At 61.1% G+C, this 24,711-nt stretch carries 23 protein-coding genes; 9 read left to right on the top strand and 14 right to left on the bottom strand.

The window, feature by feature from the left end:
• Positions 1–37 precede the first annotated feature (37 nt).
• The 5 genes from QP990_RS06550 to QP990_RS06530 all read left to right on the top strand — a co-directional run bounded on the left by QP990_RS06550 (position 38) and on the right by QP990_RS06530 (position 6,581).
• On the top strand, positions 38–1,585 hold the full coding sequence (locus QP990_RS06550) for an ABC transporter substrate-binding protein (protein WP_259825563.1): 1,548 nt from the start codon (positions 38–40) through the stop codon (positions 1,583–1,585).
• Positions 1,582–2,550, top strand: a complete 969-nt coding sequence (locus tag QP990_RS06545) for an ABC transporter permease (RefSeq protein WP_239207888.1) — start codon at positions 1,582–1,584, stop codon at positions 2,548–2,550. Before QP990_RS06550 ends, QP990_RS06545 begins: the two co-directional genes overlap by 4 nt.
• Positions 2,550–3,371 (top strand): ABC transporter permease, encoded by an 822-nt coding sequence (locus tag QP990_RS06540; RefSeq protein WP_239207889.1) that lies wholly within the window; start codon positions 2,550–2,552, stop codon positions 3,369–3,371. The genes QP990_RS06545 and QP990_RS06540 overlap by 1 nt, the downstream gene beginning before the upstream one ends.
• Positions 3,368–4,822, top strand: coding sequence for an ABC transporter ATP-binding protein (locus QP990_RS06535; RefSeq protein WP_284798746.1), 1,455 nt, complete (start codon positions 3,368–3,370; stop codon positions 4,820–4,822). The genes QP990_RS06540 and QP990_RS06535 overlap by 4 nt, the downstream gene beginning before the upstream one ends.
• Before the next feature lie 67 nt (positions 4,823–4,889).
• Complete coding sequence (locus QP990_RS06530) at positions 4,890–6,581, top strand: FUSC family protein (protein ID WP_239207891.1); 1,692 nt, start codon at positions 4,890–4,892, stop codon at positions 6,579–6,581.
• Here the strand turns inward: QP990_RS06530 and thpR are convergent.
• The 3 genes from thpR to QP990_RS06515 all read right to left on the bottom strand — a co-directional run bounded on the left by thpR (position 6,578) and on the right by QP990_RS06515 (position 8,726).
• Positions 6,578–7,120, bottom strand: coding sequence for an RNA 2',3'-cyclic phosphodiesterase (gene thpR, locus QP990_RS06525; RefSeq protein WP_284798745.1), 543 nt, complete (start codon positions 7,118–7,120; stop codon positions 6,578–6,580). The genes QP990_RS06530 and thpR overlap by 4 nt on opposite strands.
• 3 nt (positions 7,121–7,123) lie before the next feature.
• Positions 7,124–7,246: a hypothetical protein gene (locus QP990_RS06520; protein ID WP_005324145.1), complete on the bottom strand. Its 123-nt coding sequence runs from the start codon at positions 7,244–7,246 to the stop codon at positions 7,124–7,126.
• An 85-nt stretch (positions 7,247–7,331) separates the two neighbouring features.
• The gene (locus tag QP990_RS06515) at positions 7,332–8,726 is read right to left on the bottom strand and encodes a YeeE/YedE thiosulfate transporter family protein (protein WP_239207893.1); all 1,395 of its coding nucleotides are present in this window, start codon (positions 8,724–8,726) and stop codon (positions 7,332–7,334) included.
• A 173-nt stretch (positions 8,727–8,899) separates the two neighbouring features.
• Between QP990_RS06515 and QP990_RS06510 the strand changes: the two genes are divergently transcribed.
• The gene (locus QP990_RS06510) at positions 8,900–9,280 is read left to right on the top strand and encodes a hypothetical protein (RefSeq protein ID WP_239207894.1); all 381 of its coding nucleotides are present in this window, start codon (positions 8,900–8,902) and stop codon (positions 9,278–9,280) included.
• Between the two features lie 22 nt (positions 9,281–9,302).
• Here the strand turns inward: QP990_RS06510 and QP990_RS06505 are convergent, their stop codons facing one another.
• The 6 genes from QP990_RS06505 to QP990_RS06480 all read right to left on the bottom strand — a co-directional run bounded on the left by QP990_RS06505 (position 9,303) and on the right by QP990_RS06480 (position 15,128).
• Positions 9,303–9,956 (bottom strand): response regulator transcription factor, encoded by a 654-nt coding sequence (locus tag QP990_RS06505; protein ID WP_239207895.1) that lies wholly within the window; start codon positions 9,954–9,956, stop codon positions 9,303–9,305.
• Positions 9,953–11,164, bottom strand: coding sequence for a sensor histidine kinase (locus QP990_RS06500; RefSeq protein WP_239207896.1), 1,212 nt, complete (start codon positions 11,162–11,164; stop codon positions 9,953–9,955). The genes QP990_RS06505 and QP990_RS06500 overlap by 4 nt, the downstream gene beginning before the upstream one ends.
• A gap of 66 nt (positions 11,165–11,230) precedes the next feature.
• Entirely contained in the window at positions 11,231–11,896 is a 666-nt protein-coding gene (locus QP990_RS06495) for a response regulator transcription factor (protein WP_200288752.1), read from the bottom strand.
• Positions 11,893–12,504, bottom strand: coding sequence for a hypothetical protein (locus QP990_RS06490; protein ID WP_200288751.1), 612 nt, complete (start codon positions 12,502–12,504; stop codon positions 11,893–11,895). The genes QP990_RS06495 and QP990_RS06490 overlap by 4 nt, the downstream gene beginning before the upstream one ends.
• Positions 12,501–13,709, bottom strand: coding sequence for a sensor histidine kinase (locus QP990_RS06485; RefSeq protein WP_284798744.1), 1,209 nt, complete (start codon positions 13,707–13,709; stop codon positions 12,501–12,503). The genes QP990_RS06490 and QP990_RS06485 overlap by 4 nt, the downstream gene beginning before the upstream one ends.
• 42 nt (positions 13,710–13,751) lie before the next feature.
• Entirely contained in the window at positions 13,752–15,128 is a 1,377-nt protein-coding gene (locus QP990_RS06480; protein WP_284798743.1) for a M20 family metallopeptidase, read from the bottom strand.
• Between the two features lie 157 nt (positions 15,129–15,285).
• Here QP990_RS06480 and QP990_RS06475 point away from each other — a divergent pair, with 157 nt between their 5' ends.
• Complete coding sequence (locus tag QP990_RS06475; RefSeq protein WP_284798742.1) at positions 15,286–16,275, top strand: HNH endonuclease signature motif containing protein; 990 nt, start codon at positions 15,286–15,288, stop codon at positions 16,273–16,275.
• 79 nt (positions 16,276–16,354) lie between these two features.
• Here QP990_RS06475 and efeB read toward each other — a convergent pair whose 3' ends face one another.
• The 4 genes from efeB to lepA all read right to left on the bottom strand — a co-directional run bounded on the left by efeB (position 16,355) and on the right by lepA (position 22,876).
• On the bottom strand, positions 16,355–17,635 hold the full coding sequence (efeB, locus tag QP990_RS06470; protein WP_284798741.1) for an iron uptake transporter deferrochelatase/peroxidase subunit: 1,281 nt from the start codon (positions 17,633–17,635) through the stop codon (positions 16,355–16,357).
• On the bottom strand, positions 17,635–18,798 hold the full coding sequence (locus QP990_RS06465; RefSeq protein ID WP_284798740.1) for an EfeM/EfeO family lipoprotein: 1,164 nt from the start codon (positions 18,796–18,798) through the stop codon (positions 17,635–17,637). Before QP990_RS06465 ends, efeB begins: the two co-directional genes overlap by 1 nt.
• 3 nt (positions 18,799–18,801) lie before the next feature.
• Complete coding sequence (locus QP990_RS06460) at positions 18,802–20,766, bottom strand: alkaline phosphatase family protein (protein ID WP_284798739.1); 1,965 nt, start codon at positions 20,764–20,766, stop codon at positions 18,802–18,804.
• Between the two features lie 259 nt (positions 20,767–21,025).
• Entirely contained in the window at positions 21,026–22,876 is a 1,851-nt protein-coding gene (gene lepA / locus QP990_RS06455) for a translation elongation factor 4 (protein ID WP_023020960.1), read from the bottom strand.
• A gap of 18 nt (positions 22,877–22,894) precedes the next feature.
• Between lepA and QP990_RS06450 the strand changes: the two genes are divergently transcribed.
• Together QP990_RS06450 and rpsT are read left to right on the top strand one after the other, a co-directional pair.
• Complete coding sequence (locus tag QP990_RS06450; RefSeq protein WP_023031165.1) at positions 22,895–23,431, top strand: type II toxin-antitoxin system PemK/MazF family toxin; 537 nt, start codon at positions 22,895–22,897, stop codon at positions 23,429–23,431.
• Positions 23,432–23,658: 227 nt separating this feature from the next.
• Complete coding sequence (gene rpsT / locus QP990_RS06445; RefSeq protein ID WP_049361613.1) at positions 23,659–23,922, top strand: 30S ribosomal protein S20; 264 nt, start codon at positions 23,659–23,661, stop codon at positions 23,920–23,922.
• A gap of 84 nt (positions 23,923–24,006) precedes the next feature.
• Here rpsT and QP990_RS06440 read toward each other — a convergent pair whose 3' ends face one another.
• Entirely contained in the window at positions 24,007–24,585 is a 579-nt protein-coding gene (locus QP990_RS06440; protein ID WP_086588296.1) for a TetR/AcrR family transcriptional regulator, read from the bottom strand.
• Positions 24,586–24,711 lie beyond the last annotated feature (126 nt).

The raw sequence follows: 24,711 nt of genomic DNA, 5'->3' as shown, positions 1-24,711 counted from the left end.
TTCACGGCAGCTATCCCCACCGGCTACCCTGCTTCCTATGAGAAGATTTCGCGCCGGCAGGGCGCTGGGTAGCCTCGCCATGGCGGCCGCTGTCGGAACCGTATCAGCGTGCTCGGCAGGCCATACCGCGGTGGTTGATACCTCCCAAGCAGATAGCGACTCCGCTTCTGCTTCCCTTACCGTAGCCTCCACCTCGGCGGCCACTTCCCTAGATTTCACCACTACCGGTGGTGCTGCCATCCCCGCCGTACTCATGGACAATGTCTACGAAACTCTCGTGCGCATCGATGAGGATGGTTCTATCACCCCAGGGCTCGCCACCTCGTGGGAGATCAGCGACGATGCCCGCAGCTATACCTTCCATCTGCGCAAAGGTGTCACCTTTTCCAATGGCGATGCTTTTACCGCCGAGACCGCGGCCTTTTCCATTGATTACGTTCGCGAGAAATGGACCAATGGCATCTCAGCAGCCATGGATCCGGTAGAAAAAGCCACGGCCACCGATGAACACACACTAAAGGTGCGCCTGAAACAGCCGTCGAATGGCTGGCTCTGGTCCATGGGCACGGCCACCGGCGCGATGATGACGCCTAATGGCATGGATAACCTCGCCGCCCAACCGGTGGGTACCGGGCCCTTTGAGGTGTCCCGCTTTGCGCCTTCGGAATTTGTGGAGCTCAAGGTCCGCAAAAATTATTGGGGAAAGCCCGCCGCGCACGATGTCACCGTTCGCTATTTCCCAGACACCATCTCCTCGGTCAATGCCCTGCAGGCCGGCGGCGTGGATGTGGTCTGGGGTGTGCAAAACCCGGAGCTTCTCGACGACGTCAAGGACGGCATCGCTACCGAGGTCGGCACCACCAATGGTGAGGTGTTGCTATCCATGAATAATGCCCGGGCTCCCTTTGATGATCCGCGCGTGCGCCAGGCAGTCGCCTATGCCGTCGACCGCAAGGCGGCCAATGACATTTTGTGGAATGGCCTAGCCAAAGACACCGGTGGTGCACCAATCCCACCTACAGATCCATGGTTCCAAGGCAAGCGCTACTACGACTACAATCCGGATAAGGCCCGCCAGTTGCTCGAAGAGGCCGGCGCAGAAGGGGCCGAAATCACGCTGACTACACCGACGCTGCCCTATGCCCAGACCGTCGCCGAGCTGCTGTACTCGCAACTCACCGAAGTTGGCTTTAAGGTGAAGCTGGAATCCGCCGAGTTCCCAGCCGTATGGTTGGGCCAGGTCATGGGCGCCAAAGACTATCAAATGTCGCTCATCTCCCACGTAGAACCGCGCGATGTGCCAACCCTATTCGGCGATCCGGACTATTACCTCAACTACGATTCGCCGCGCACCCGCGAGCTTTTGGCCCAAGCCGACTCCGCGCCCGAGCAGGACTATCCCCAGCTCATGGCACAAGCCGTGGATCAGATCATGGCTGATGCCGGCGCGCTGACCTTGATGAATATGCCAAATATCGTGCTCACCCGCACAGGCGTGCGCGGGCTGCACCCTGATCAGGTCACGGACGCGCTGATCTTGCGCGATCTCAGCTCCGCAGTGACCACCGAAAAGGAGGCACGATGACTTCCCTTCGCCTTACTGGGCGCGCCATCGTGCGCCCGCTGCTGCGCTTTGCATTAACGCTCTTTGCCGCCTCCATCATCATCTTCGCGCTCATGCGCGCGGTGCCAGGCAACCCGGCGCGGGTGGCGCTGGGAGTGAATGCGACCGAAGAGGCCGTCGGCAAGCTCAGCTCTGAGCTGGGCCTGGATCGCCCGCTGCTCACGCAATATTGGGAGTGGATAAAAGGCCTATTTACCGGCAGCTTTGGGCAGTCATTGTCCTCGCAACAAGATATTACGCCGCTGGTACTAGACCGCGCCCAGGTCACGCTCATCCTGATTGGTTTAGCGATGCTGCTCGCGCTGGCCGGGGCAATCCCGGTGGGAATGTGGTTGGCACTGCGCAACCGTACCCGCGGCGCGGATGTGGTTTCTGCCGGTACGCAGCTGGGCATTGCGGTGCCCAGCTTCCTGCTCGGCATCATCTTGGTGGCCATCTTTGCCGTTCACCTAGGCTGGCTGCCGGCCAATGGTTGGGTGCCGCCAAACCAGGGCGCAGGCGAGTTTATTCGCCACCTCATCTTGCCGGTCATTGCGCTGGCCGTGGTGCAAGGTGCGATGCTGACACGCTATGTGCGCTCGGCTGTGCTCGATGTACTGCATCAGGACTATATCCGTACCGCCCGTGCACTGGGCCAGTCCCCGTGGCAGGCGCTAAAGCGCCACGGCCTGCGCAATGCGACGCTGCCCGTGCTTACCGTGGCCGGCGTACAGCTAACCACGATGGTCGTGGGCGCCGTAGTAATTGAGTCCGTCTTTGTCATCCCCGGCATAGGTTCGATGCTGCTAGATGCGGTGGCGGTGCGCGATCTGACCACGGTGCAGACCTTGGTCATGCTCCTCGTCGCCTTCGCCTTGGTGGTCAATGCCCTCACGGATGTGGCCTACCGATTCATCGATCCGCGCATCACGGCAGGTGATAAATAATGAAGCTGCGTTTTTCTGGTTGGCTGGGAGCCATCCTCGTCGCCGCCACGGTGCTGGTGGCAGTGATTTCGCTGGTGTGGACGCCGTATGACCCTACTCTCGCGCACCCGGATGTGAGCCTTGCCGGCCCCAGCGCCGAGCATCTCCTCGGTACGGACCGCTTCGGCCGCGATACCGCTTCCCGCATCATGGCAGGTGCCCAGATTACGGTCTTCGTCGGCCTAGTGGCGGTGGGAATTGCTGCCGTGGTCGGCGTGCCGCTCGGCATCCTCGCTGGCATGCGCCGCGGCACGTGGGCCGATGCGTTAGTGATGCGGGGTGCAGATTTGTTGCTTGCCTTCCCCGCGCTACTGTTGGCGATCATTGCCGGCGCGGTATGGGGCCCCTCAACGCTGACGGCCATGATTGCCATCGGCATCGCCGGCATTCCCTCCTTTGCCCGCGTAGCGCGCTCGGGCACGCTGCAGGTCATCACGCAGGACTATATTTCCTCCGCGCGCATCTCCGCAGTGCCAGGCTGGAAGGTGGCGGGGCGCCATATTTTGCCTAATCTTGCCGGTCTGCTCATCGTGCAGGCCTCGGTATATTTCGCGCTTGCCATCCTGGCCGAGGCCGGCCTGTCCTATCTGGGCTTAGGCACCGCCCCACCGGCTGCCTCGTGGGGCCGGATGCTGCAAGATTCCCAGTCGCTTCTGGGCACCGCTCCCCTGCAGGCCTTCTGGCCCGGCCTGGCCATTGCGGCGACAGTGCTGGGCTTTAACCTGCTAGGCGACGCCCTCCGTGACCTCCTCGATCCCCGCCTGAAAGGATCCGCGCGATGAGCCTGCTCAAAGTAGATAACCTGGCGGTCACCGCTGCTGGGTCCAGCACTGCTCTTCTGGGGCCGCTTAACTTCGAGCTCGCGGCCGGCGAAAAGCTCGGCATTATTGGTGAATCCGGCTCCGGAAAATCGCTCACTGCGCTGTCCATCATGGGGCTTTTGCCCGATGGGGTGCGCGCGAGCGGCTCCGTCACAGTAGATGGCCACGAGGTAGTCGGCACACGCGATGCCCGCATCCGCCCATTGCGCGGGAAGACCATGGCCATGGTCTTCCAAGAACCGATGAGCGCGCTGGACCCGCTTATGCGCGTGGGCAAACAGCTGGCCCACGCCGGGGTGCGCGATGCCGCAACCGCTCTCGAAGAGGTGGACCTGGCCGCCGATATCGCCACCCGATTCCCACACCAGCTCTCCGGAGGCCAGCGCCAGCGCGTGCTCATTGCCATGGCCATGGCCGGCCACCCCGATCTGCTCATCTGCGATGAACCGACCACCGCGCTGGATGCCACCACGCAAGATGGCGTATTGCGCGTCATCGAGCGCGTGACCAAGGCTCGCGGCATCGCGCTGATCTTCATCACCCATGACTTGGGAGTCATCCGCCGCATGTGTCCCCGCGTTGTGGTAATGCACCACGGCGCAGTGGTGGAGTCTGGCCCTACCGAGCGGATTCTTGCCCAGCCCGAGCATCCCTACACCCGCGAGCTTATCGCCTCCTCACAGCCACCAGAGATGAGCCTTGCCCCGGCCGCAGCGGAAGATTCCCTGGTCACGCTCGAAGGGGCTAGCAAGGTGCACGGCACTCACGCCGCACTCGACGGCATCGACTTGCGCGTGCACCACGGCGAGCGCCTCGGCATTGTGGGTGGCTCCGGATCGGGAAAGACCAGCCTGCTCAAGCTCATTGCCGGACTCGACCAGCCCACAAGCGGCGAGGTCACCGTCCGTGGCCGGGTGCAGATGGTCTTCCAAGACCCGCAGGGCTCTCTCAATCCCCGGCTAAAGATCTGGAAATCCATCGCAGAGGCTATGCCGGGCAACCCAAACAAGGCCGAAAAGCGGTCCCGCGCCGCGGCCGCGCTCGAGGAGGTCGGGCTTCCGACCGATAGCCTCGACCGCTTCCCGCACGAGTTTTCAGGTGGCCAGCGCCAGCGCATTTCCATTGCCCGCGCGCTGTGTGGCGAGCCAGATATCCTGCTGGCCGATGAAGCAGTCTCGGCCCTCGATATGTCCGTGCGCGCGCAGGTTTTGGAGCTACTGGCAGAGATCATCGACAAGCGAGAGCTCACCTTACTCTTTGTCACCCACGACCTTGCGGTGGTGCGCCACCTCTGCGATAGCGTCGCCGTTCTCGACCACGGCCGGCTCATCGAGCACGGCCCTACCGAGGCCGTATGGTCCTCCCCCAGCACGGACTACACGCGTCGGCTTATCGCGGCCGCCGAGATGTAAAGCGGGTGTTGGTGGGCGTAAGGTAGTCGGGTCAGATAACTCCACTTAGAAAGGATCCTGCTGCTCCGTGGCCGCCCAGCTTGACTATCCCATCCCGCAGCGCCCTAGCACCACCCAGCTACTCACCGCATTTAATAGCGCCTCGGTGCGCTGGCCTGGTGCACTGCGCGCGGGATTGGCGATTCTCCTGCCCGGCGCCATTGCGCTGCTTACCGGCCACGACTACGCTATCCTGCTCATTTCCACCGGCGCGTTTACCGTCATCTTTGGCGAGGGACAGCCCTATCGCACCCGCCCGCGCGTCATGCTCACCGCCGGCACCGCGCTCATTACCGTCGCCGCCGTCGGCGTGTTGGTAGGCCATCTTATCTTTGCGCCCGGCCACGGCCATTGGTGGCTCCTACTCGCAGGCCTCTACTCCACGGCATTGGCCGCCGGTTGTGGCTTTGCCCAAAATGCGCTGCGCCTGCCGCCACCGGGCACCTTCTTCCTCGTCATGGTCGGCGGCGGCTCGGTCATGCTCGCCCGCACCGATGTCACCGTGGGCCAGCTGCTCTTTTGGGCGCTGACGGGCATGGTGGCCAGCTTGATCCTCGGCATGGCCCCGGCCCTTTTTGACCCGCACGGCCCTGAGCGCCGCGCCGTAGCCAGCCTGGAAAAGGCCGCGTCTGCCTTCCAGGCCGGACAGGATGATTCACTCGCCCGCCACCACCAAGCACAAACCGCACTTTTTGCTGCATGGCAGGCGCTTTCCGACGCCCACATTATCCGCGGTGGCCGCATCATCGACTCCCAAGGAGCCCACCTAGTAGAGCGCACCCTTGCAGCCCAGCACACCATCGTGGCACATAACCGCGCCCTTGACCTCGGCTCCGATTCGGACCAGCTTACCGATCATGTCACCGACGTCGACCCGAATCGCACCGCTATCCCCCATACCCGGCCCACGGGCCGGTACCGGCTTTACCGCGCCGCGGTGCAGGATTCGCATGCCATGGTCACTACCCAAAAGGTGGTTCTTTCGGCGATCATTACCGTGCTCGTGGGCCTTAGCCTCGGCTTCGACCGGCCGGACTGGGGCGTGGTCTCTGCCTTCCTCATGCTGCAATGGGGACCCGACCATGTGCCGGGCACCGTCCGCGGCATCCACCGCATGCTCGGCTCTGTAGTGGGCGTGCTGCTATTTTCCATCCTTCACTACTTCGGTATTAATGGCTGGACGTTGCTGCTGGCGTTGGCTGCCTGCCAATTCTGTGCCGAAATCTTCGTGGCGAAGAACTACGCCATCTGCGTTATCTTCTCCACCCCGCTCGCTCTTCTCATGGGCAACTCGGCCACCCGTCCTCTGTTGCCCACTATTCAAGCTCGCTGCGGCGAGATCCTCTTGTCCATCCTCATAGCCACCGCGGTGCTGTGGCTATGGCAGCGCAGCGCCCCAGTACGCAATCAGGCCCGCCTGCAGGTCCGTGCGATGGAGTCCATGGCTACCCTGCTCGGACTGCTCTTTGTCAATACCCCAGATTCCGTATTGTCCGCACGCCGTGACCTACAGTACGAGCTGCTTTCCGAGCGCCGCGCCATCCAATCCCTCGCCGCCGATAACCCAGAAGCCGTGCGCCAATTCTGGGCCCGCCACATCACGCTGCAGCACGCCGGCTACTTCCTTTTGGATTTTTGCACCACTCACCCGGATCGCACCGCCACCCGCGAAGAGCTCGATGCCCTCGTGCGGGAAATCCGTGCCGCCCGCACCGCCTAGACCAGGGGGTATTCCTCAATTACTTCGTAGCGCGGCCCGCCGCCGCGGCCCTCGCCTAGGTGCGATTGCATAAGGCATACCCGGTCCACGCAAAAGTCCGGTCCTCGGTACACCGATAACGCACGCACGACATCCCCCAGTACCCACGGATCACGGGTACGCCGGCCGGCACGCGCGACGGTGAGGTGGGGGCGGTGGTGATTAAAGGGGACATCGGCAAGCTGGCAATCCGCCATCAACTCCCGCACACCCCGCGCCTGGCCACCGACGCCCAACCACAGGGTGCGCTGCTCAAAACTTCCCGCTCCGCTCACATGCACATCCAACGCCGAGCGCCCAGCCACCGCGTGGGCGAGGTGCTCGCGCACAGCCGCGGCATCATTGGGCTGGTCGCCATAAAAGGCCATGGTCACATGCCAATTATCCGGATCCGTCCAGCGCAACTCGTTGGTGGTTGCCGCATGGATGGGCCTAAGCGTATGTACCATATGCTCGCGCGCGGCGGCAGAAGGCAGCAGCGCGGAAAAGACGCGAATCATGGTCTAGCTGGCATACACGTTAAGGCGCAGCTCCGCGTCTAGCACGTGTTCTTCCTCGCGTTCAAAGACGGCGAAGGCATGCAAAATATCCGCAACGGCGGTGGAATTATCATCAAACTCGGGCATGAGATAACTTCTTTCAAACCACAAAGGAGGCAGAAGAATCACGCGCGATTCTTCTGCCTCCACATAGTAGCTGACAATGATGTAATTAGCCGCCTTTGACTACCGTGACCTGCCAGCCGGCATCGCCCGCGCGATGGAAATCACGAATCTCATGGCCTTCATCGGCCGCCCACTGCGGAATCGAGTCGGTGGCCTGGGTGCAGTCAAAATCAATGACCAGCGCCTCACCAGGCTCTAGCTCCGCCATGACCTGCTTGGCCTCAATCAAGGGGAACGGGCAGACTGCACCGAGGGTATCCAGCGCGTAGCGCCCACCGCCTAGAGCACGGGCCTTTTCCTTGGCCTGTGGTTTGGTCTTGAGCGCCACTGCCCCGGTGGCAGAGGCAAAGCTCGGCAGCACCTTCTCCTCGGCGGAGACCGCCGAGTTATCCACGGACTCCTCGGTGGAGTAGGTCTGCGGCTGCCGTGACTGGTGGCCCTGCGCCTTCTTCGGCTTGAGCCATAGACGTGCGCCCGCACCCACGCCGAGTGCCATAAAGAACAACGATACCCAGCCCTGGAAGCTAAACAAGGAGGTTTCCACCATGCCGTTGCCCACGGTGCAACCGCCAGCCAGCGAAGCACCCACACCCATCATGATGCCACCCCAAATAGCGCGGGTTGCAGTCTGTGCATCCGGAACGCGCACGCGGAACTCGCCGGCGGACTTCGCGGCAATGAAAGCACCCACCAGAAGGCCGATGACCAACAGGGTGCCCCAATTCATGCGCACGGAATCACCGGTGGCGGCCCAGCGCACGATATCCGCAGTCGGCGTGGTAATGCCGAGCCCACCATTGCGGCCGGCGTCGGCAGAGAGCACGAAACCCACCGTGCCGATGATGCCAACAGCAACCGCCGCGATATTCATATTCAACGGCTTGGCGTACCACGGCTGGCCCAAGTCCACCTTCGGGCGCCCGGCATCCTTGGCGCGGTAGTGGCGACACAGCATAAAGGTCACGCCCCACAGCACAGCCACGAGAATCCACGGCGAGATATGCAGCGCGTCGTGGATGGTGGTTACCGGCAGGCTCCACTGCTTGAACCAATCATTCGCCCCGGCCAACGGGCCCGATTTCATCGCGGCGGCTGACAGCCCATAAAACAGCAGCGCAATCCACGAGCCGACTAGGCCCTCAGCGGATCGGTACCACGTTCCGGAGGCGCAGCCGCCAGACAAGATGATGCCAAGGCCAAAGATGAAACCACCCACAATAACGGCTACCGGTTTGAAATCAGCAATCTCCGGAGAGAGCACGTCAGCGCCGGCCAACAGGGTAAGGCCAAAGGCATGGACCGAGATCAAAATGAGCAGAGCGGTAAAACCGCGCCAGGTCTTATTGAGGAAAATATCGCGCAGCATGCCGGTCACGCAGAAGCGCCCGCGCTGCAGCACAGCACCGAAGACGATGCCGGTGAGAAGTCCGGTAATAATCACACTGTCTCCTTGTATCGAGTCAAGGGCCTCAGACTACGCCCTCTAAGACAGATTTGTCTATAATTGACGTACAACCCGGTTCTAGGGTGGCAGATTTCCGCGTTTCCGTCGGCCTTCCCTATGCCACCTCAGGCGCCCCAGCCGCTCCGGGCACAACTAAGGAGAATTAACCTATGGGAATCCCAGATGACGTAGTACTCGATGGATATACCCTCATCGAACAACACGAAATTGACCACGAGTTCCTGCTGCGCGGCTCTCCGCTGGGCACCGAAACTCCCTTGCTTTTTGCTCTTACCATCGTCGGCATTGTGCTGGTTGCGGCCAGCTTCTTCTTGCGCGGGGGCAGCCGCGTTGCCGCCGGCCTCGTGGGCGCGCTGCTCGCTCTAACCAAGCTGTGGTGGATGCCCGTAGCACTGTGGCAGCACTTCGATGACGGCCAAGTCTTTGGCTACACGCTCAAGTACTTCCCGCAATACTGGCCGGCAGCCTCCATCATCGTCGGCGCCATTGCGCTTATCGGGCTAGTCTCCGCCATTTTCCGTCGGCCCTAGTCGGTCCCGCCCCCAGCAGGAGCTAGCCGCCAAGCACTGCAATGGCGATGTGCACCCGATTGGTACCATCGATCTTGGCCAGGATGTGCTTCATGTGCGTTTTGACCGTGGTCAGCGAGATGAAAAGCTGCTCGGCAATCTCGGCATTGCTCAGCCCTTGGGCTACCAGCTGGGCAATTTCATGTTCGCGCTCGCTAAGCTCATCTAGCCCACTGGATTGAATCATCTCCTGCTCCGGCTGCGGCGGCGTAGCCGCCAGCCCCACCAGGTTTTCTAGCACCTTCGGGCTTAACTGTTGCTGGCCTTGGGCCGCTGCTCTTACCGACGCCACCAGCGCCTCCGGCGCCGTCGTCTTCAACAAGAATCCCACCGCCCCAGCACGCAAGGCATGCAGGATAAACTCGTCGGTATCAAAGGCAGTGAGCATCACCACCGGGATATCGCGCGCGCCGGCGAGCGAGTGCAGCTGCGCCGTCGCCTCGATGCCGTCCATAACCGGCATGCGGATATCCATCAGCACCACATCAGGTTCCTCGGCCAGGATAAGTTCGATGCCTTCCTTGCCATTGCCGGCCTCGCCAATGACGCTAATACCCGGCGCGCCTTCCAAGATCATGCGCAGGCCGTGGCGCAGCAGCGGCTCATCGTCGACAAGCACCACCCGAATTTCACTCACTTTTCTTCCTTCCTTGGCAGGCGCAGCGTCCACGAGAAGCTTTCTTCCCCGTCCTGTACCTGTAATGATCCGCCCACCACGCTAGCGCGCTCGCGCATGCCGACGATCCCGTACCCACCACTGTGCACGCCTGCCTTTTCCCCAGTCTGGGCGGTGGGGTTAGACATGGTGATAGACAGGGCGTCGGCAAGCGTGGCGATGGTGATGGTAACCGGCTGCCCCGGTGCGTGCTTGCGTGCGTTGGTCAGGCCCTCCTGGACCACGCGGTTGAGCGCGTGGCCGGCCATGGTGCTCAGCTCCTCCAGCGATTGCGGCCCCGCGCCCGCCTGGTAGCGCACTTCCACGTCCATGCCCGCCTGGCGGGAACGCTCCACCAGCGATTCCACGCCCTCGCGCGGATCGATGCGCCCCTCGCTGCGCAGCGAGTGCAACGCCTCACGCAAATCCCCCACGGCAGCCTCGGCTTCATCGCGAATCGTGCGCGCGGATTGCCGCGTCTCTTCCGGATCTAGATCCTTGCGGTAGGCCAACCCGCCGGCATAGACCGCAATCATGCTCAGCCGGTGCGAGAGCGTATCGTGCATATCCCGCGCGATGCGGTCGCGCTCTTCCTGCCGCGCAAAGTTCTCCCGCGTGGTCATTTCCTCGTGTGTGAGCTCCGCCTGCGCCTGCAGCGCAATCGTGCGCTCTTTTTGGTTCGAGCGAACCAGCCCAACAACCAGTACGACCAGCGCCGGGATAAGCGCGCTGCCGTAATAACCCATCTGAAACGGAATATTTGCACCTTTAGCACCGGAAAAATCAGTGTCGACTAGTTTCGAGGCCACCATGGCCGTGCATACCAGCGCGATCCACAACCGGCTGCGGCGCGAGGCCGCAGAAAACGCCGCTATCATTACCGAAGGACGGTACTCAGCAATCGTCACCGTCGCCGAAATAATGGTTGCGGCTACCAACGCACTGCGCGGGCCGGGCTGCGTGCTGCGCGGGTCACGCTCCCCAACGGCATGGCGCAAAGCCAAAGGCAAAAGCGCCCAGGTACCGACCAACACCGCGGCTCCAACAAGGATCCGATTCTCTGAGGGATCACTTTCCCCAACTCTGATCAACGAGACCAACAGGTCGCCGACGACAGCGATTACTGCGATGAGAATTTTCTGCCACAGCGGGCGCTGGAGCATCTCGTCGGATTTTCGGAACAACTTCATAACGCGCACCAGTCTAAGCCGACCCACCGCCAGCGCGGTATCCCCCGCAGGGAGGATTCTCCGGCATTAGCCACGCGCCTCTAGGACCATAATTGCGATGTGCACGCGGCTGGTACCGCCGATCTTTTTCAAAATATGCTGCATATGCGACTTCACCGTCGCCATGGACACCACCAGTTGCTCGGCGATTTCTTGATTATTCAAGCCCTGGGCCACCAGCCCGGCTATTTCCCGCTCGCGCGAGCTCAAAGTGGAAAGCCGGGTGCGAGCGGTGCGGGTGTGGTGTGAATGGGCGTCGGAAAGCGCGGGGCTTTGCATGCCCACCAGCTTGTCGACGACCTGCGGGCTCAACAACGGCTGCCCCGCCGCGGCCGCACGCACGGCCGCCATGAGCGATTCCGGCGGCGTCGACTTCAACAAGAACCCGGCCGCCCCGGCGCGCAGGGCCCGCAGGATGAAGGAATCGGTATCAAAGGCCGTAAGCATGATTATCGGCATGGCGTGGACCGATAGAATCTTCTCCACGGCCGCGATGCCATCCATGACCGGCATGCGAATATCCATTAACACCACATCGGGCTGCGCGTCGAGCACGGTAGCCACCGCGTCTCGGCCATTGCTCGCCTCGGCCACGACCTCGATATCGGGCGCGTTGGATAGCAGCAGGCGCAGGCCGCTGCGGACTAGAGCCTCGTCATCAACCAGCACCACGCGCAGGGTATCTGCCATCATGCTTCCTTTCCCACTGGTTGATTCCACCGCGCGCGCCAGAACTTCGACGCGACGGGCGTATACGCCACTGTAAGCACCACAAGACTCGCCAGCGCTACCGGCACTATAGTGGCGTGGCCTGCCACTACGCCGTTGAGGAACGAGGGCACGAGAATCTCGTTTATCTTTTCGAAGAATTTCGGGAAAAATTCGATGACTAGTGTGGCCGCAATGAATGTCAGCGCCGTCTGCAAGAGCAACGCCCACAGGTTCACCCGATGCAGCCGCTTATCGACGCCCGGCTCCCCCACCGCCGCAAACATCACTCTCGCTCCTTGCCCGCGAAACTGTGGCACGATATAGCCACGGCGCTCCACCAGCTCGATGCGATCTGCGTCTTCGGGCGCATTATCATCGCTATTTCCGCGCAGGAATTCCACGCTATAGGCCGAAGCATCGGTATCGGTATAGCTGAGCTTGCGCGAAGTTCCGTCGACCATAGAGGTAAAAAGACTGCGCTTAGAGTCTAAGTACTTTCCTGTCCATCCCTCGCGGGTCGTGGTTTCTTCTAGGTCAATGCGCATGAGCCCGTAATCGGGATGGCGCAACTGCCAACTCATTTCGCTCATTGCGTGGCCTCCTGGCGCGCTAGCGGTAAACGGATACTCCATCCAAATTCCTCGCCTTCTTCGCCGACGTGGACATTCATGCGCCCGCCGGATAGCTCCACACGCTCGCGCAGTCCCACCAGCCCGTAGCCGCCGACGCCGCTACCTGCGCGCTCCTCGGCCTTAGCCACTGGGAGCGGGTTGCGCATCTCGACGCCCACCTCACACACCGTGATGCTCACCGGCTGGCCTGCGGCATGCTTGCGCGCATTGGTCAGGCCCTCCTGTACTGCGCGGTGCACGGCGTGCTGCGCCATCGTGGATAGCCCAGTAAAAACATCCGGGCTGGCACCGTCCGCGTAGGTCACGGTCACCTGCGTGCCGGCCTCCTGCGCGGCCGCGACTAGCTCTTCTAAGGTGGTGCGCGGATCCTGGGAAAGATCTTCACGTAGAGCGCTTAGGACGGTGCGCAAATCTTCTACCGCGTTCTGGGCCTCCGTGCGGATGGTGCGCGCCGCGTTTGTGAACTCGTCGGGCACGCCCTCGCGCGGATAGCTCAGCGCACCCGCATGAATGGCCACAAGGCTCAGCCGATGCGAGAGCGTATCGTGCATGTCCCGCGCGATATTCTCGCGCTCCTCTCGCCGCGCGCGTTCTACCTTGGCACGCATCTCTTCGCGATTCATCCGGGCTTGCTGCTCCACCCGCCACCGCTTTTCACGCAGATTGGCGCGCTTTTGGCCTACCAATAACCCCGCGACTATCACGACCACAACGAAGATGGCACCAACCCATCCGATATCGTCCCAGGCCATATAGGGGTTGAAGAACGCATCAATCGCAAACGCCGCCACGAAGCACGCCACTGCGGCCACCGAGCGCGAAGTCGAGCGGCGCGAGACCATGGAAATGAAAGCCACGACTCCACTAGCCGCACCAAAATAGGAGCTCGACCCCAGCAGCACGATACAGCCAGCGATGAAGCTACGGGTGGAGCCGCTATAGTCGACGTCGGAAAGCTCGCGTGGCTGGTGCTCTAACGCAAAGGGCAGGGCGATAATCGTCACCACGCCCACCGCAAAACCGGTACAGATATAGGGCCCGTACTCCTCAAACGACGGCGAATACTCCTCGATATCCATGCTCATCAGTACTACGCCGATAAGCCAATTCGCCACCGCACAAGCGGCAACGATACCGGCCGTGCTCCACTTCGTTCTGATCATGGCCTAAAGCTTAAGCCAGCGGCCATAATCCCTAGGGATGAATTATTTTTGCACCCCGGCCGCATCGCGCATGGCCTTCGTCTGCGCGGACGGGTGCTCGTTTTCGGTGGCCAAGCGCTCAAATGCGACGGCCGCCAGTGCCGCGGACTGCATTCCCAGCACCGAGTCATCGAAACGCATCATCGGCGAGTGGTTCCACTCGCGCTCATTTTCGGGCTTGTCTGGATTGGCCGTGCCCATCCACATAAACGTGCCCGGCACTTGCGCGAGGACGTAGCCGAAGTCTTCGGAGGCCATCATCGGGGCATCGAATGGCTGGACGTTTTCGGTGCCAAACATCTGGCTCCACAAGGTAGCAGCGAACTGATTTTCCCGCGGATTCGTCTTGGTGGTGGGGTACAAGACCTCGAAATCCACCTGTGCGGTGCACCGGTGCGAAGCAGCGACGGAGCTGGAGACCTCCGTAATCATCTGCCGCACGGCGTCGATCTTCTCATCGCGTAGCACGCGCACCGTCGCCCCCAAGGCCGCGCGTTCCGGGATGGCGTTATACGCGCCATCGCCCGCCCATAGGTTAGTCACGGTAATAACGATGGGCTCGAGCGCATCGAAGCGGCGGGTCAGTGCGGTCTGCAAAGACATTTGAATCTCCGCCAGCGCCGCTACCGGGTCAATAGCATCGTGCGGGCGGGAGCCATGCCCGCCCTTGCCCAGCACCGTAATGGTCAGGTTGGAAGAGCTAGCCATCATCGGGCCTGGCACATAGTGGAAGGTACCGCGGTCCTGCGGGCCAACGTGGAGGCCGTAGGCGGCAATGGGGCGTCGGCCAGCGGCGTCGAGCACGCCCTCTTCAATCATCGGCAACGCGCCGCCCGGCCCCTCCTCGCCGGGCTGGAACATAAACGTGACATCGCCGTGCAGCTCCTCCCGATGCTCACACAGAATCCGCGCCGCGCCCACCAGTCCGGCGGTATGCAGGTCGTGCCCGCAGGCGTGCATATACCCATTCGTCGAGGCAAACGGGCTGCCGGTCTGCTCGCGTACCTCGAGGGCGTCCATGTCCGCGCGCAAAAGCACCGACACCGGCCGCTCGCCGCGCTGGCCGCCGCGCAGCACGGCCACCACTGAACTCAAGTCCTGGCCCACGTGAATCTCCAGCGGCAGGCCCTCGAGCGCTTCCAAAACCTTCTTCTGCGTGCGCGGCAGATCCAGGCCGATTTCCGGGTTGCGGTGCAGATCGCGGCGGAAGTTCTGCAACTCCTCGAGCATCCCCTCGCCCATTTCCTGGAAAACCTCGGTGGCCATCCGCTCGCCAATGCGCGCCCGTGTCACCGGCAGGGGCGGCAGCTGCTGGGCCTGGCGTGGGGCAGCCAGGCGTCCGGGGTTGGTGGGACGGATTCGCTTGGTCGGGTCAGTCATGGTGGGCTCCTTTTCTCGCTTTCGCATTCGAGGGTACCGCAGGTTATCCACAGGCTGCCGGGTGGGTTCGGGGGCGGTGTGACGGGAGAGGCGAGTTATCCACAGGCTGGCGCGGGTGGGCTACCCCGGTCCTGCGGGGTGTCTTATGCTCACGGGCATGACCCGCTTGCAGGACTACGCCCGCCAACTTGCCTCGCCGATGGAGCTTCTCGGCGAGGTCTCCGGCGTGCGCGAGGCGGATTTGCGTCGGCTGGGCCTGCCCCGGCAGGAAGCTCGTAGCCTGCTCGCGCTTGCCGACGTCTACTTTGGCCCCACCTCCTTCACCCGCCGGCAGCGCTCGTGCCGGGCCACCACGCATTGCCTGGCCACGTTGAAACTCATTGAAAAATACGTCTCCCGCACGAAATCCAAGCGGGACGCGTGGGCGCTGCGCACTGAATTGTGCGCGACAAACCAGGATGTAGAGCGGCTCGCGCGCACGCGATTGAAAGAGATGTACCCGCCACGGCAGCCGGAAAAGGGCGTGCAAATGACGCGGCGCAAGGGCGGGCCGTCGACGCTTTCGATTACCGGTGATTCCGATTTCATCGCTGACCTGCACGCCAGCATCGGCGAAAAGAACCCCTTGGATTCCGTGGAGAATATTTTCTTCCGCGGCGGGGCCACGGCGCGCCCTGCCGCGATGACGAATATCATCATCCAGCTCGATGAATTAGATGAAATCCTCGACGGTGGAGGCGAGGAAATTACGCTGCGGTTGACCAATGGGGCCGAAATCAGCGGTGCCAAACTGGTGGAAAAGAGCCTTGCCGACTGCGGACTTGTCACGCTCGTCCATCCCTATGAGGGACCGGTGAACCTGTATCGCACCTCGCGGCATGCCTCGGACAAGCAGCGGCTGATGGCGAGCGCGGAAAACCCCACGTGCCCGTGGGCCGAGTGCAATTATCCGGCTGATAAGTGCCAGATTCATCATCTGCAGGCGTGGAAACACGGAGGTGAGACCAATATGGCGAATCTCAGTGTGGCGTGTCCGTACCACAACGGCGTCAATGACGATGACCCGAACGCCCCGCCGGTGCGCGGCCGGTTAGCGCGGCGGCGGGGCCGAATAGTCTGGGTCCCGCCGTGGGCCAATTCAAGCTGAAGACCCTGCCCTCATTTTTTGGGCGGACGCTTCCCAGATCACACGGCTTTCCCGCACAGTGCGAGTCGGTGAAGCATTTCTAGGCTTGGAGGAGGGAGCGGCCGAAAAAGTCGGAGTCATCAGCGACGCCGGGCAAAGCATAAAAATAGCCACCACCATAGGGGCGAATATAGTCCGCTAGGGGTTCACCTTCGAGGCGCTTTTGCACCGTAATGAACTGACGCTCCAAGTCCTGCTGGAAGCAGATAAAGACGAGGCCGACATCGAGGGTGCCGTTATCGCGCACGCCATTGTCGTAGTTATAGGCGCGGCGCAGCATGAGCTGGTCCGCGGTTTCTGGCGTGCGCGGATTCGCCAAACGAATATGCGCGTCGGTGGGGATGACATCACCGGTGGCATCGTCGAGGTAGTTGGGCTCGGCATATTCGTCGCCACCGGAAAGCGGGCCACCGGTTGCACGGTCGCGGCCGAAGATTTGCTCCTGCTCAGCAATGGAGATGCGATCCCAAAATTCCGTATACATAGCGATTAGTCGAACCACCATATAGCTGCCGCCGGCGGCCCAGTCCGGCTCGTCTGTACCGGCCCACACCAGCTTGTCCTGGTCCTTTTCGGCTGGATTGACGATGCCGTCTTTAAACCCAAGGTGGTTGCGCTGGGTGCCAGACGGCCGCGGTTCATTCATATAACCGTTTTGGCGCCAGCGCACGGCCACATCTCCACGGGTGTGCCGCAAGATATCGCGCAGCGCGTGAATGACGGTATCGTGCTGGTCGGCGCAAATCTGCAGAGCGAGGTCGCCGTGGCATAGCTCCTCCTCCAACGTGTCATCGGCGAAAGCCTGCATGGAACTTAGGTGGGCGGGTTTGTGGGGTTTAAGACCGAAGCGGTCGTCGAAAAGCGAATTGCCCACGGCGAGGGTAATGGACAAACTATCGGTGGGAAGCTGCGGTCCTAGCTCCCCGGAATCGCCGGCGGGATAGGCAATGCCATCGGCCGCAGTAGCGCCGCCGGAGGTGAGAATGCGGGCACGCTCGGTCATGGTGCGAAGCAACTTCTCTAAGCGCGATTTCTCGGTGAACTGTACATCGAGGGCGACGACCTCGGAATACTTTTGGGCTGGGGTCACGATCCCCTGCTGGTGCTCGCCGTGGAAAGGAAGTTCGAGCGGAGCGTCCGCCTCGGTGCGCGGCGATGGAGAAGCATGGTCAGCAGCGCCTTCGCTTCGCTTAGAGGAACCAAAGGAAGAGCCCGCGAGGCTGGACTGCGCATTGGCAGCTGCTGCCGAGCCAGAAAGCGCGGCGGTGGCCGCGAGCCCAGAGAGGAACGAGCGGCGGGAAAAATTAAACGGGCAGGGCACTAATCCATCCTTCTGACTACGGTCATCGTGGCGACAGGGGCAAGCAGTTCATTGGCACGCGCGACGGCGGACTGCACACGCATCCGGTCCTTCTGGGACCACTTATCAAAAGCAGTGTCATATTTTTCATCGAATTCTGCGGCGAGCTTGTCGAGGTCATCCAGCTGCTCATAGATGGGCGAGGTATCGAGCCCACGGCCCTCGACAAGGGAGCGGACGGCATCCAGCGTCAGCCGGGTTGAAATAACGTCGCCCCGCAGCGCGGTGGGCAGGGCATGGGCGCCGAAATCGCGTTCGCCGCGCATATCGAAGCGCTCGAATTCCTCCATTACTTCATGGGTGCGCAGCCCGTAGTCGGGGGCGGGAATGGCGAAATGGGAGGTATCGAGGGCGCGGGCGGTTTTATCGACGGCGTCGGCAAGCGCGCGGGCAGGCTTCGCCGCATCCTTGACGGGGCGCCTGGACCACAGCAGCTTTTCGACGTCCCTGTACCCCTCCAAGCCGGGCCCCGGCCACATCTCACTGGAATCGTCGAAGGATCGGTAGGTCTCGAGGTAGTCAAGGTAGGCCGCTTGGGCAGCGCGGCGATCTTTCGAGGTGGCTTCAGCAAGAGCGTGGGCTTTCTTCTGTAGCTCGGGCACACGCTTTTTCTGCCTGGCCGCTTGCTGAATGGCCACGGCCGCGACCTCACGGTCAGTAATGGGGACCATCTTGGGAGCATCGGTGATGGTGGAACCGGTGACCGCAAAATCATCAGATTTCACGGCCGAATCATTGTGGAAAACGCAGGCGAGGTGGTATGTGCCGTCCTGCAGTTTCGGGGCCCAGGCGCGCTTGGCTGGGGTGCCCACGCGCTCGAGGACCTGGTAGGCGTTGCCCGCATCATCTGCCACGTAGACGGTGAGCGCAAGCCCCGAGGTGTTATAGATCTTCCACGATGCCTGCCCCTGTACCTTCTCCGGCGTAGGACATGAATACACGTCGCGCACATTCAGCTGTGGTTCTTTCGGCTTCGCGCTTGTGCTTGTCGACGCCGCCGGCCGCGAGTCTCGCGAGCTAGACGAGCTAGAACCGAGAGAGCTCAAGGAGCTTTGGGCGACGGCAGTAGGACCTATGGCCGCGATGGCAAGCACCGCGGCGGTGGCAAAATGGAAGGTTTTCATTGATTAAAACGGGAGGTTGGGCAATGGCGGGAGCTTAAAATCTTGCAGCTTCTTCAGGTCTAGGCCGGGGTGGCCATTCATGTACCAAGCGACAACCCCTGCGCCGACGCCCAGAGCCGTAAGGATAGCCGCAATGATACCGCCCTTAGAAGAACCAGCGGAAGAACTGGAGCTCGAATCATCGGGCTTATTCGCACCTGGCTGTGGCTTCGCATCTTGGTGCAGCTTGGTGATATTGGGAACGCCCTGTTCGGTGACCTTGGGGTCGTCCATGCCCTCGACGACGTCCTTGAGGTTGGTGCCGGCGCGGGAGGAGTTATCCACCTTTTCAATGGAGGCGTAGTCCTTGGCCACGGTACCGTCGGTCTCGTTCAAGAAAAGCTTCGGGGCCTTGTGGGCGGCGTTGAAGTCAAACATGTTGTTGAGCTCGCCGGCGCGCTCGTCAAAGGCAATGCCCCCTAGACGGCCGAGTCCCCAATTGTCCTGAATGAACTTGGTGACGGAAGTCTGCTCGGTGTAGGTGGAGTCGATGTGGTTAGTCTTCGCGTATGGCGAGATAACCAGCAAAGGCTGGCGGGTACCCGGCCCGCACTGGCCGTCCTTTCCGCCGGCAACGCCTACCTTTGCTGCGGCGGCGGTGCAGATTTCCTTGTCCTGATGCGGGTCATTGGAACCATTGCGGATTTCTGGGGCCTTGTGGTCGTACCAGCCATCGGAGTCATCGTAGGCGATAACGACCGCAGTGGAATCCCACTCTGGGGAATTTTGCAGCTCATTGATGTAATGGGTGATGAAGGCCTGCTCGTCTAGCGGGTTGGAGTAACCGGCGTGTCCGTCTTGGTAGTTGGCAGCCTTCAGGAAGGACACGGCCGGCAGGTTGCCCTGCTCCAGAGCGGTATCGAAGTCCTGCAGATCGTACTGGTGGTTGGCGCGGTCAGTCTTGCCGATCATGTCATCGCTCGACGGCGCCAAGTGGTGCGGATTCGCGGTGGAAGCGTAGTACTGGAACGGCTGGTGGTGCGGGTTATAGTCCGTCTGGTTCTGGCCGGTCAGCGTGGTGTGGGAGGCGCCGCAGCGTGCGCGAGCGTCGTCTGTAGCTTCCTCGGTTGGCCGGAAGCCGCCTTGGAACCAGCCCCAAGTGACGTCCTTGTCATTGAGCTGGTCACCGATGTTCTTGGAGTGCATCGCGGTGACCTGGTTGGTGCCAGCGGAAGAGTTATTCGAGCAGTCGTCGTAAAGCGGATCTGGGTCGCCGACAACAGTGGCGGTCTTGCCATCTTCGGATACCCCAGCGAGGGCGTGGTTCTTGCCAGGTTCGATCTTCTTCTGCTCGCCCGTGGCTGGGTCATGCATGGTCCCGCCGGCCACGGTTCCGGAAATTAGATTCAGCGCGCCTGGGGTGGATGGGCCAAAGATAGTGGAGTAACTATTGTCGTTCATCGCAAAGTTTTGCGCGTAGTTCCACATTCCGGTGACGGTATTGCCGTCGTAATAGCCCATAGTCATGCCTGGAACGGCATAATAGCCGTTGGAAGACTTATCGATGTCGGTGGATACAGTCTCCGGGAACTTGTCCATCTTGCCGCCGTTGTATGCGGCCTGCTCATCGCCGTAGTGGTGGTTCTGGTCCGTAGTCACTGCATGGTCTGGCCCGATGCGGAAAGGCTTGACGGAGTTGGGGTTCTTGTTCCCCATTACGCCATCATTTTCGAGGTTTTTCGCCTTGGGGGTGTCTTTCTTGGCGGTAAATTTTGGGGCGTCCTTGTCGCTGCCCTGCAGCTTTTCGCCGTCCTTATTCAGGGCGTTTGGGTAGGTGCCAAAGTAGTGGTCGAAGGAAATATTCTCCGAGTAAATGACAACGACGTGTTCAATTGGGGTCGTGGTGGCTGCCTGGGCAACGCCGGGGACAAGGGACGTAGTGGCGGCTGCGGCGGCGCAAAGGGCCACAGCGCGAGAGCGAAGCTTCATTAAAAATCCAACCTTGGTCAAGAATTTGCGGGGCAGGTCGAAAGTGGCTGTGGCTCACCAGGCGAGTCATCGGTCGCTTTCGAATCGAAATTTAACGCCGCCAAAACACCGACTGCAACTAGATTAAAAGGGCGTCCCCGGCCGTGGGGACGCCCTATAGAAGCAGCTCACTTTGAACTTTTGCCGGCCGCACCCCGGGAGCCGTTAACGAAATGTTAAGAATCTATTCGGCTCCACTTTGCCAATAGGGGGTACGGGGTTAATCGTCGGCGTCGGTAGACAGCGCAGCCACGAAAGCCTCTTGCGGCACCGAGACGGAGCCCAGCGTCTTCATGCGCTTCTTACCGGCCTTCTGCTTCTCCAGCAGCTTGCGCTTACGGGAGATATCGCCGCCGTAGCACTTGGCCAGCACGTCCTTGCGCATGGCCCGGATGTTCTCGCGGGCAATGATCTTCGAACCAATGGCCGCTTGCACCGGCACCTCGAACTGCTGGCGCGGGATGAGCTCTTTAAGCTTCTTGGTCATCTTATTGCCGTACCACTGGGCGGAATCGCGGTGGACGATGGCGGAGAAGGCGTCGACCGGGTCGCCGTTGAGCAGGATATCGACCTTGACCAAGTCCGCGAGCTGCTCGCCGGCCTCTTCATAGTTCAACGAGGCGTAGCCCTTGGTGCGGGACTTGAGCATATCGAAGAAGTCGAAGATGATTTCACCAAGCGGCATGGTGTAGCGCAGTTCCACGCGGTCCTCGGAAAGGTAATCCATGCCGCCCATCTGGCCGCGCTTGGACTGGCAGAGCTCCATGGTGGGGCCGACGAATTGCTCGGGCACGATGACGGTCATCTTCACCACCGGCTCGTAGACCTCGTTAAGCTTTCCTTCCGGCCAGTCCGACGGGTTGTGAACCCACTTTTCTTCGCCGTCTTCGGCCACCACGCGGTAGGTCACCGACGGCGCGGTGGAAATCAGATCGAGGCCGAACTCGCGCTCCAAGCGGTCGCGGGTAATTTCCATATGCAATAGGCCCAAGAACCCGCAGCGGAAACCAAAGCCGAGGGCGACGGAGGTTTCGGGCTCGAAGGTAAGGGAGGCGTCGTTAAGCTGCAGCTTTTCCAAAGCATCGCGCAAGTCTGGGAAATCAGCCTGGGAGATGGGGAAAAGGCCGGAATAGACCATTGGGTCCGGGTCCTTATAGCCCTTGAGCGGAGTTTCGGCGCCGCCGTTGGACCAAGTGACGGTATCGCCCACCTTGGTCTCGCGCACGTCCTTTACGCCGGTAATGAGGTAGCCCACCTCGCCGGGGCCCAAGCCTTCACACTTTTGCATCGTGGGGGACACGATGCCGATTTCGAGCAGCTCGTGGTTAGCGTTGGTCGACATCATGGTGACCTTCTGGCGCGGGGTGAGCTTGCCATCGACCATGCGGATATAGGTGACAACGCCGCGGTAGGTGTCATAGACGGAGTCAAAAATCATGGCGCGGGCCGGCGCATCCGCGTCGAACTCGGAGGACGGCGGCGGCACCAACTCGCAGACCTTGTCCAGCAGCTCGACCACACCCTCGCCGGTCTTGCCGGATACGCGCAGGACCTCTTCTGGCTCGCAGCCGATGATATTGGCGATTTCCAGCGCGTACTTTTCCGGGTCGGCGGCCGGCAGGTCGATTTTATTGAGGACCGGGATGATTTCCAGGTCGTTTTCCATCGCCAGGTACAGGTTGGCAAGGGTTTGGGCTTCGATGCCCTGGGCGGCGTCGACAAGCAAGATGGCACCCTCACACGCCTCGAGGGCGCGGGAGACCTCGTAGGTAAAGTCCACGTGGCCGGGGGTATCGATCATCTGGAGGACGATCTGCTCCCCTTCGTCCGGACCGGACTGGGGTACCCAGGGCAGGCGTACGTTCTGCGCCTTAATGGTGATACCGCGTTCGCGTTCGATGTCCATATTATCGAGGAACTGGTCACGCATATCGCGCTCCGCAACCACCTTGGATAGCTGCAGGATGCGGTCCGCCAGCGTCGACTTGCCGTGGTCGATGTGAGCAATAATGCAGAAGTTTCGGATTCGGGCGGGATCCGTAAACGTCGTGGCCGCAAAGTTTTCAGACATACGTCTACAATAGTCGACATGAAAAGCGCCATGCTCACCCGACTGCGCCAAGCGCTGGGAATCAGCGAGCGCGAGCCCATAGACACCGGCCTGACCCGCATTAATTCCCGGTTGGGGCTGGATAGGTCGGACGAGTTCCACGAGCCGCGCAAGGCCGCTGATATCCGGGTCGAGGCCACCGCCTCTCACCCCCGCTCCATATTTTTCTCCCCCGATATGGATGGCCAGGCTGATTCCGGCGAGGTGGTCTGGGTATGGGCCCCGGCCGAAGGCAAGCAGGCCCCGCCGCGTGAGCGCGCCATCCTGGTTGTCGGCCGCACGCGCACCACGGTGATGGGTTTGCTTATCTCCCCCAACCCGAAGCATGCGCTTGACGACGCCTGGCTGGAAATCGGCGCCGGCGAGTGGGACGAATCCGGGTGCGATTGCTGGGTGCGCCTCGACCGCTTGCTGGAGGTTTCCGAAGAACAGGTGCGCCGACAAGGCACACTTTTTCCCGAACGCCGGTTCGAAAGAATCGCGAATAGGTTACGCGCGCGCTACCACTGGGCCTAACCAGTCGCACAGACGGCGGCCATGCTGAGAGTTTTGGCAGGTCGGGTTCGGTACTGCTATTGTATGTTGGTTACTTACTTGCCGGGCGCGTTGGTCGGGGCGGGCAGGACCTTGGGTTCGCTCTTCGAATACCAGCGCCGAGCGTGCCAGCGATTGCTGGCCGCGGGAGTAGTCCGAGTAGGTCGGTTCCTACGTCAATCACTTTCGATTACTAAGAGGTATTTTTCATGGCAAATATCAAGTCCAAGCAGAAGCGCGTTATCACCAACGAGAAGGCACGCCAGCGCAACAAGAGCGTTCGCTCCGCCGTCCGTACCGAGATCCGCAAGTTCCGCGAGGCCGTTACCGCTGGCGACAAGGCTGCTGCTGAAAAGCAGCTGCGCGTGGCATCCCGCGCCCTGGACAAGTCCGTGTCCAAGGGTGTCTTCCACCGCAACACTGCAGCCAACAAGAAGTCCGGCATGGCTTCCGCGTTCAACAAGATGGACTAAGAGCCATTGCGCTGACAATCCCCCCGGTCGCACTCTACGGAGCGCACCGGGGGATTTTCTTAGCCTAGACCCGAGCGGGGAGGCTTAGGCCAGTTCGTCGTTGAAGTAATCTTCGAAGATGGCACCGGCGTTGCGGAAGGCTTCACTAAGCGAAGTTCCACCACGGGTTTCCACAAAAATCTCGAAGGCGGTCAGGAACTGGGTGTGGATGATGTTGACGGTCGGCGTGAGGCGCGAATCGGAGGATTTCCAGCCCTCACGGGCCTGCACGGCTTGGCGGAGGCGCTCAATGGTGCGGCTATTGCGCTGGTAATACAGGGCACGCAGCTTCGTATCCTTAGCTAGCGCCTGGGCCGTCAGCTGGGAAATTTCGGGGAAGAACTCATCACCCACGGCGCGGTCAAATACGGCTTTGGCCACGATTTCAGAATCTTCGCGCAGGCTTCCGGTGGGCAGCCCGGCGGCGAAATTCTGAAATTGGTGCTCTAGTTCCTCCGAAAATTCGGGACCTAAAACTGCCGATTCTTTGTCTTTTATGTAATTAAAAAGGGTACGGCGGGAAACGCCTACCTTTTGGGCGAGTTCCTCCATAGTAAACCCGCCGTATCCGGCTTCGATGACGAGGTTGAGCGCAGCGACTCGGATTTGTGATATACGCGGCATAAATGCCCCTTTCTGTCCCGACGCTCTAAGGGCCTTACTTTCGTTTTCTAAACCCTTAAATCTTTAGGTGAAAATGGTATTTCCCTACAAACTAAGGCGTTTGGGGTGATTTTATTACCTAATATT

It is taken from the genome of Corynebacterium sp. MSK071 (assembly GCF_030232125.1).
In the GTDB taxonomy this organism is placed as follows: Bacteria; Actinomycetota; Actinomycetes; order Mycobacteriales; family Mycobacteriaceae; genus Corynebacterium; species Corynebacterium kefirresidentii.
Note: the sequence above shows the minus strand (reverse complement) of the source record. Positions and strands in the feature narration are given on the sequence as shown.

Bases quoted from the DNA above. Each gene is read 5' to 3' on its own strand.
- QP990_RS06485 (WP_284798744.1), bottom strand. From the start codon at position 13,709: ATGATCAGAACGAAGTGGAGCACGGCCGGTATCGTTGCCGCTTGTGCG.
- QP990_RS06465 (WP_284798740.1), bottom strand. From the start codon at position 18,798: ATGAAAACCTTCCATTTTGCCACCGCCGCGGTGCTTGCCATCGCGGCC.
- rpsT (WP_049361613.1), top strand. From the start codon at position 23,659: ATGGCAAATATCAAGTCCAAGCAGAAGCGCGTTATCACCAACGAGAAG.
- QP990_RS06440 (WP_086588296.1), bottom strand. From the start codon at position 24,585: ATGCCGCGTATATCACAAATCCGAGTCGCTGCGCTCAACCTCGTCATC.
- QP990_RS06460 (WP_284798739.1), bottom strand. From the start codon at position 20,766: ATGAAGCTTCGCTCTCGCGCTGTGGCCCTTTGCGCCGCCGCAGCCGCC.
- QP990_RS06520 (WP_005324145.1), bottom strand. From the start codon at position 7,246: ATGCCCGAGTTTGATGATAATTCCACCGCCGTTGCGGATATTTTGCAT.
- QP990_RS06540 (WP_239207889.1), top strand. From the start codon at position 2,550: ATGAAGCTGCGTTTTTCTGGTTGGCTGGGAGCCATCCTCGTCGCCGCC.
- QP990_RS06495 (WP_200288752.1), bottom strand. From the start codon at position 11,896: ATGATGGCAGATACCCTGCGCGTGGTGCTGGTTGATGACGAGGCTCTA.
- QP990_RS06480 (WP_284798743.1), bottom strand. From the start codon at position 15,128: ATGACTGACCCGACCAAGCGAATCCGTCCCACCAACCCCGGACGCCTG.
- QP990_RS06450 (WP_023031165.1), top strand. From the start codon at position 22,895: ATGAAAAGCGCCATGCTCACCCGACTGCGCCAAGCGCTGGGAATCAGC.
- QP990_RS06550 (WP_259825563.1), top strand. From the start codon at position 38: ATGAGAAGATTTCGCGCCGGCAGGGCGCTGGGTAGCCTCGCCATGGCG.
- QP990_RS06490 (WP_200288751.1), bottom strand. From the start codon at position 12,504: ATGAGCGAAATGAGTTGGCAGTTGCGCCATCCCGATTACGGGCTCATG.
- QP990_RS06535 (WP_284798746.1), top strand. From the start codon at position 3,368: ATGAGCCTGCTCAAAGTAGATAACCTGGCGGTCACCGCTGCTGGGTCC.
- lepA (WP_023020960.1), bottom strand. From the start codon at position 22,876: ATGTCTGAAAACTTTGCGGCCACGACGTTTACGGATCCCGCCCGAATC.
- QP990_RS06475 (WP_284798742.1), top strand. From the start codon at position 15,286: ATGACCCGCTTGCAGGACTACGCCCGCCAACTTGCCTCGCCGATGGAG.
- QP990_RS06500 (WP_239207896.1), bottom strand. From the start codon at position 11,164: ATGAAGTTGTTCCGAAAATCCGACGAGATGCTCCAGCGCCCGCTGTGG.
- thpR (WP_284798745.1), bottom strand. From the start codon at position 7,120: ATGATTCGCGTCTTTTCCGCGCTGCTGCCTTCTGCCGCCGCGCGCGAG.
- QP990_RS06510 (WP_239207894.1), top strand. From the start codon at position 8,900: ATGGGAATCCCAGATGACGTAGTACTCGATGGATATACCCTCATCGAA.
- QP990_RS06545 (WP_239207888.1), top strand. From the start codon at position 1,582: ATGACTTCCCTTCGCCTTACTGGGCGCGCCATCGTGCGCCCGCTGCTG.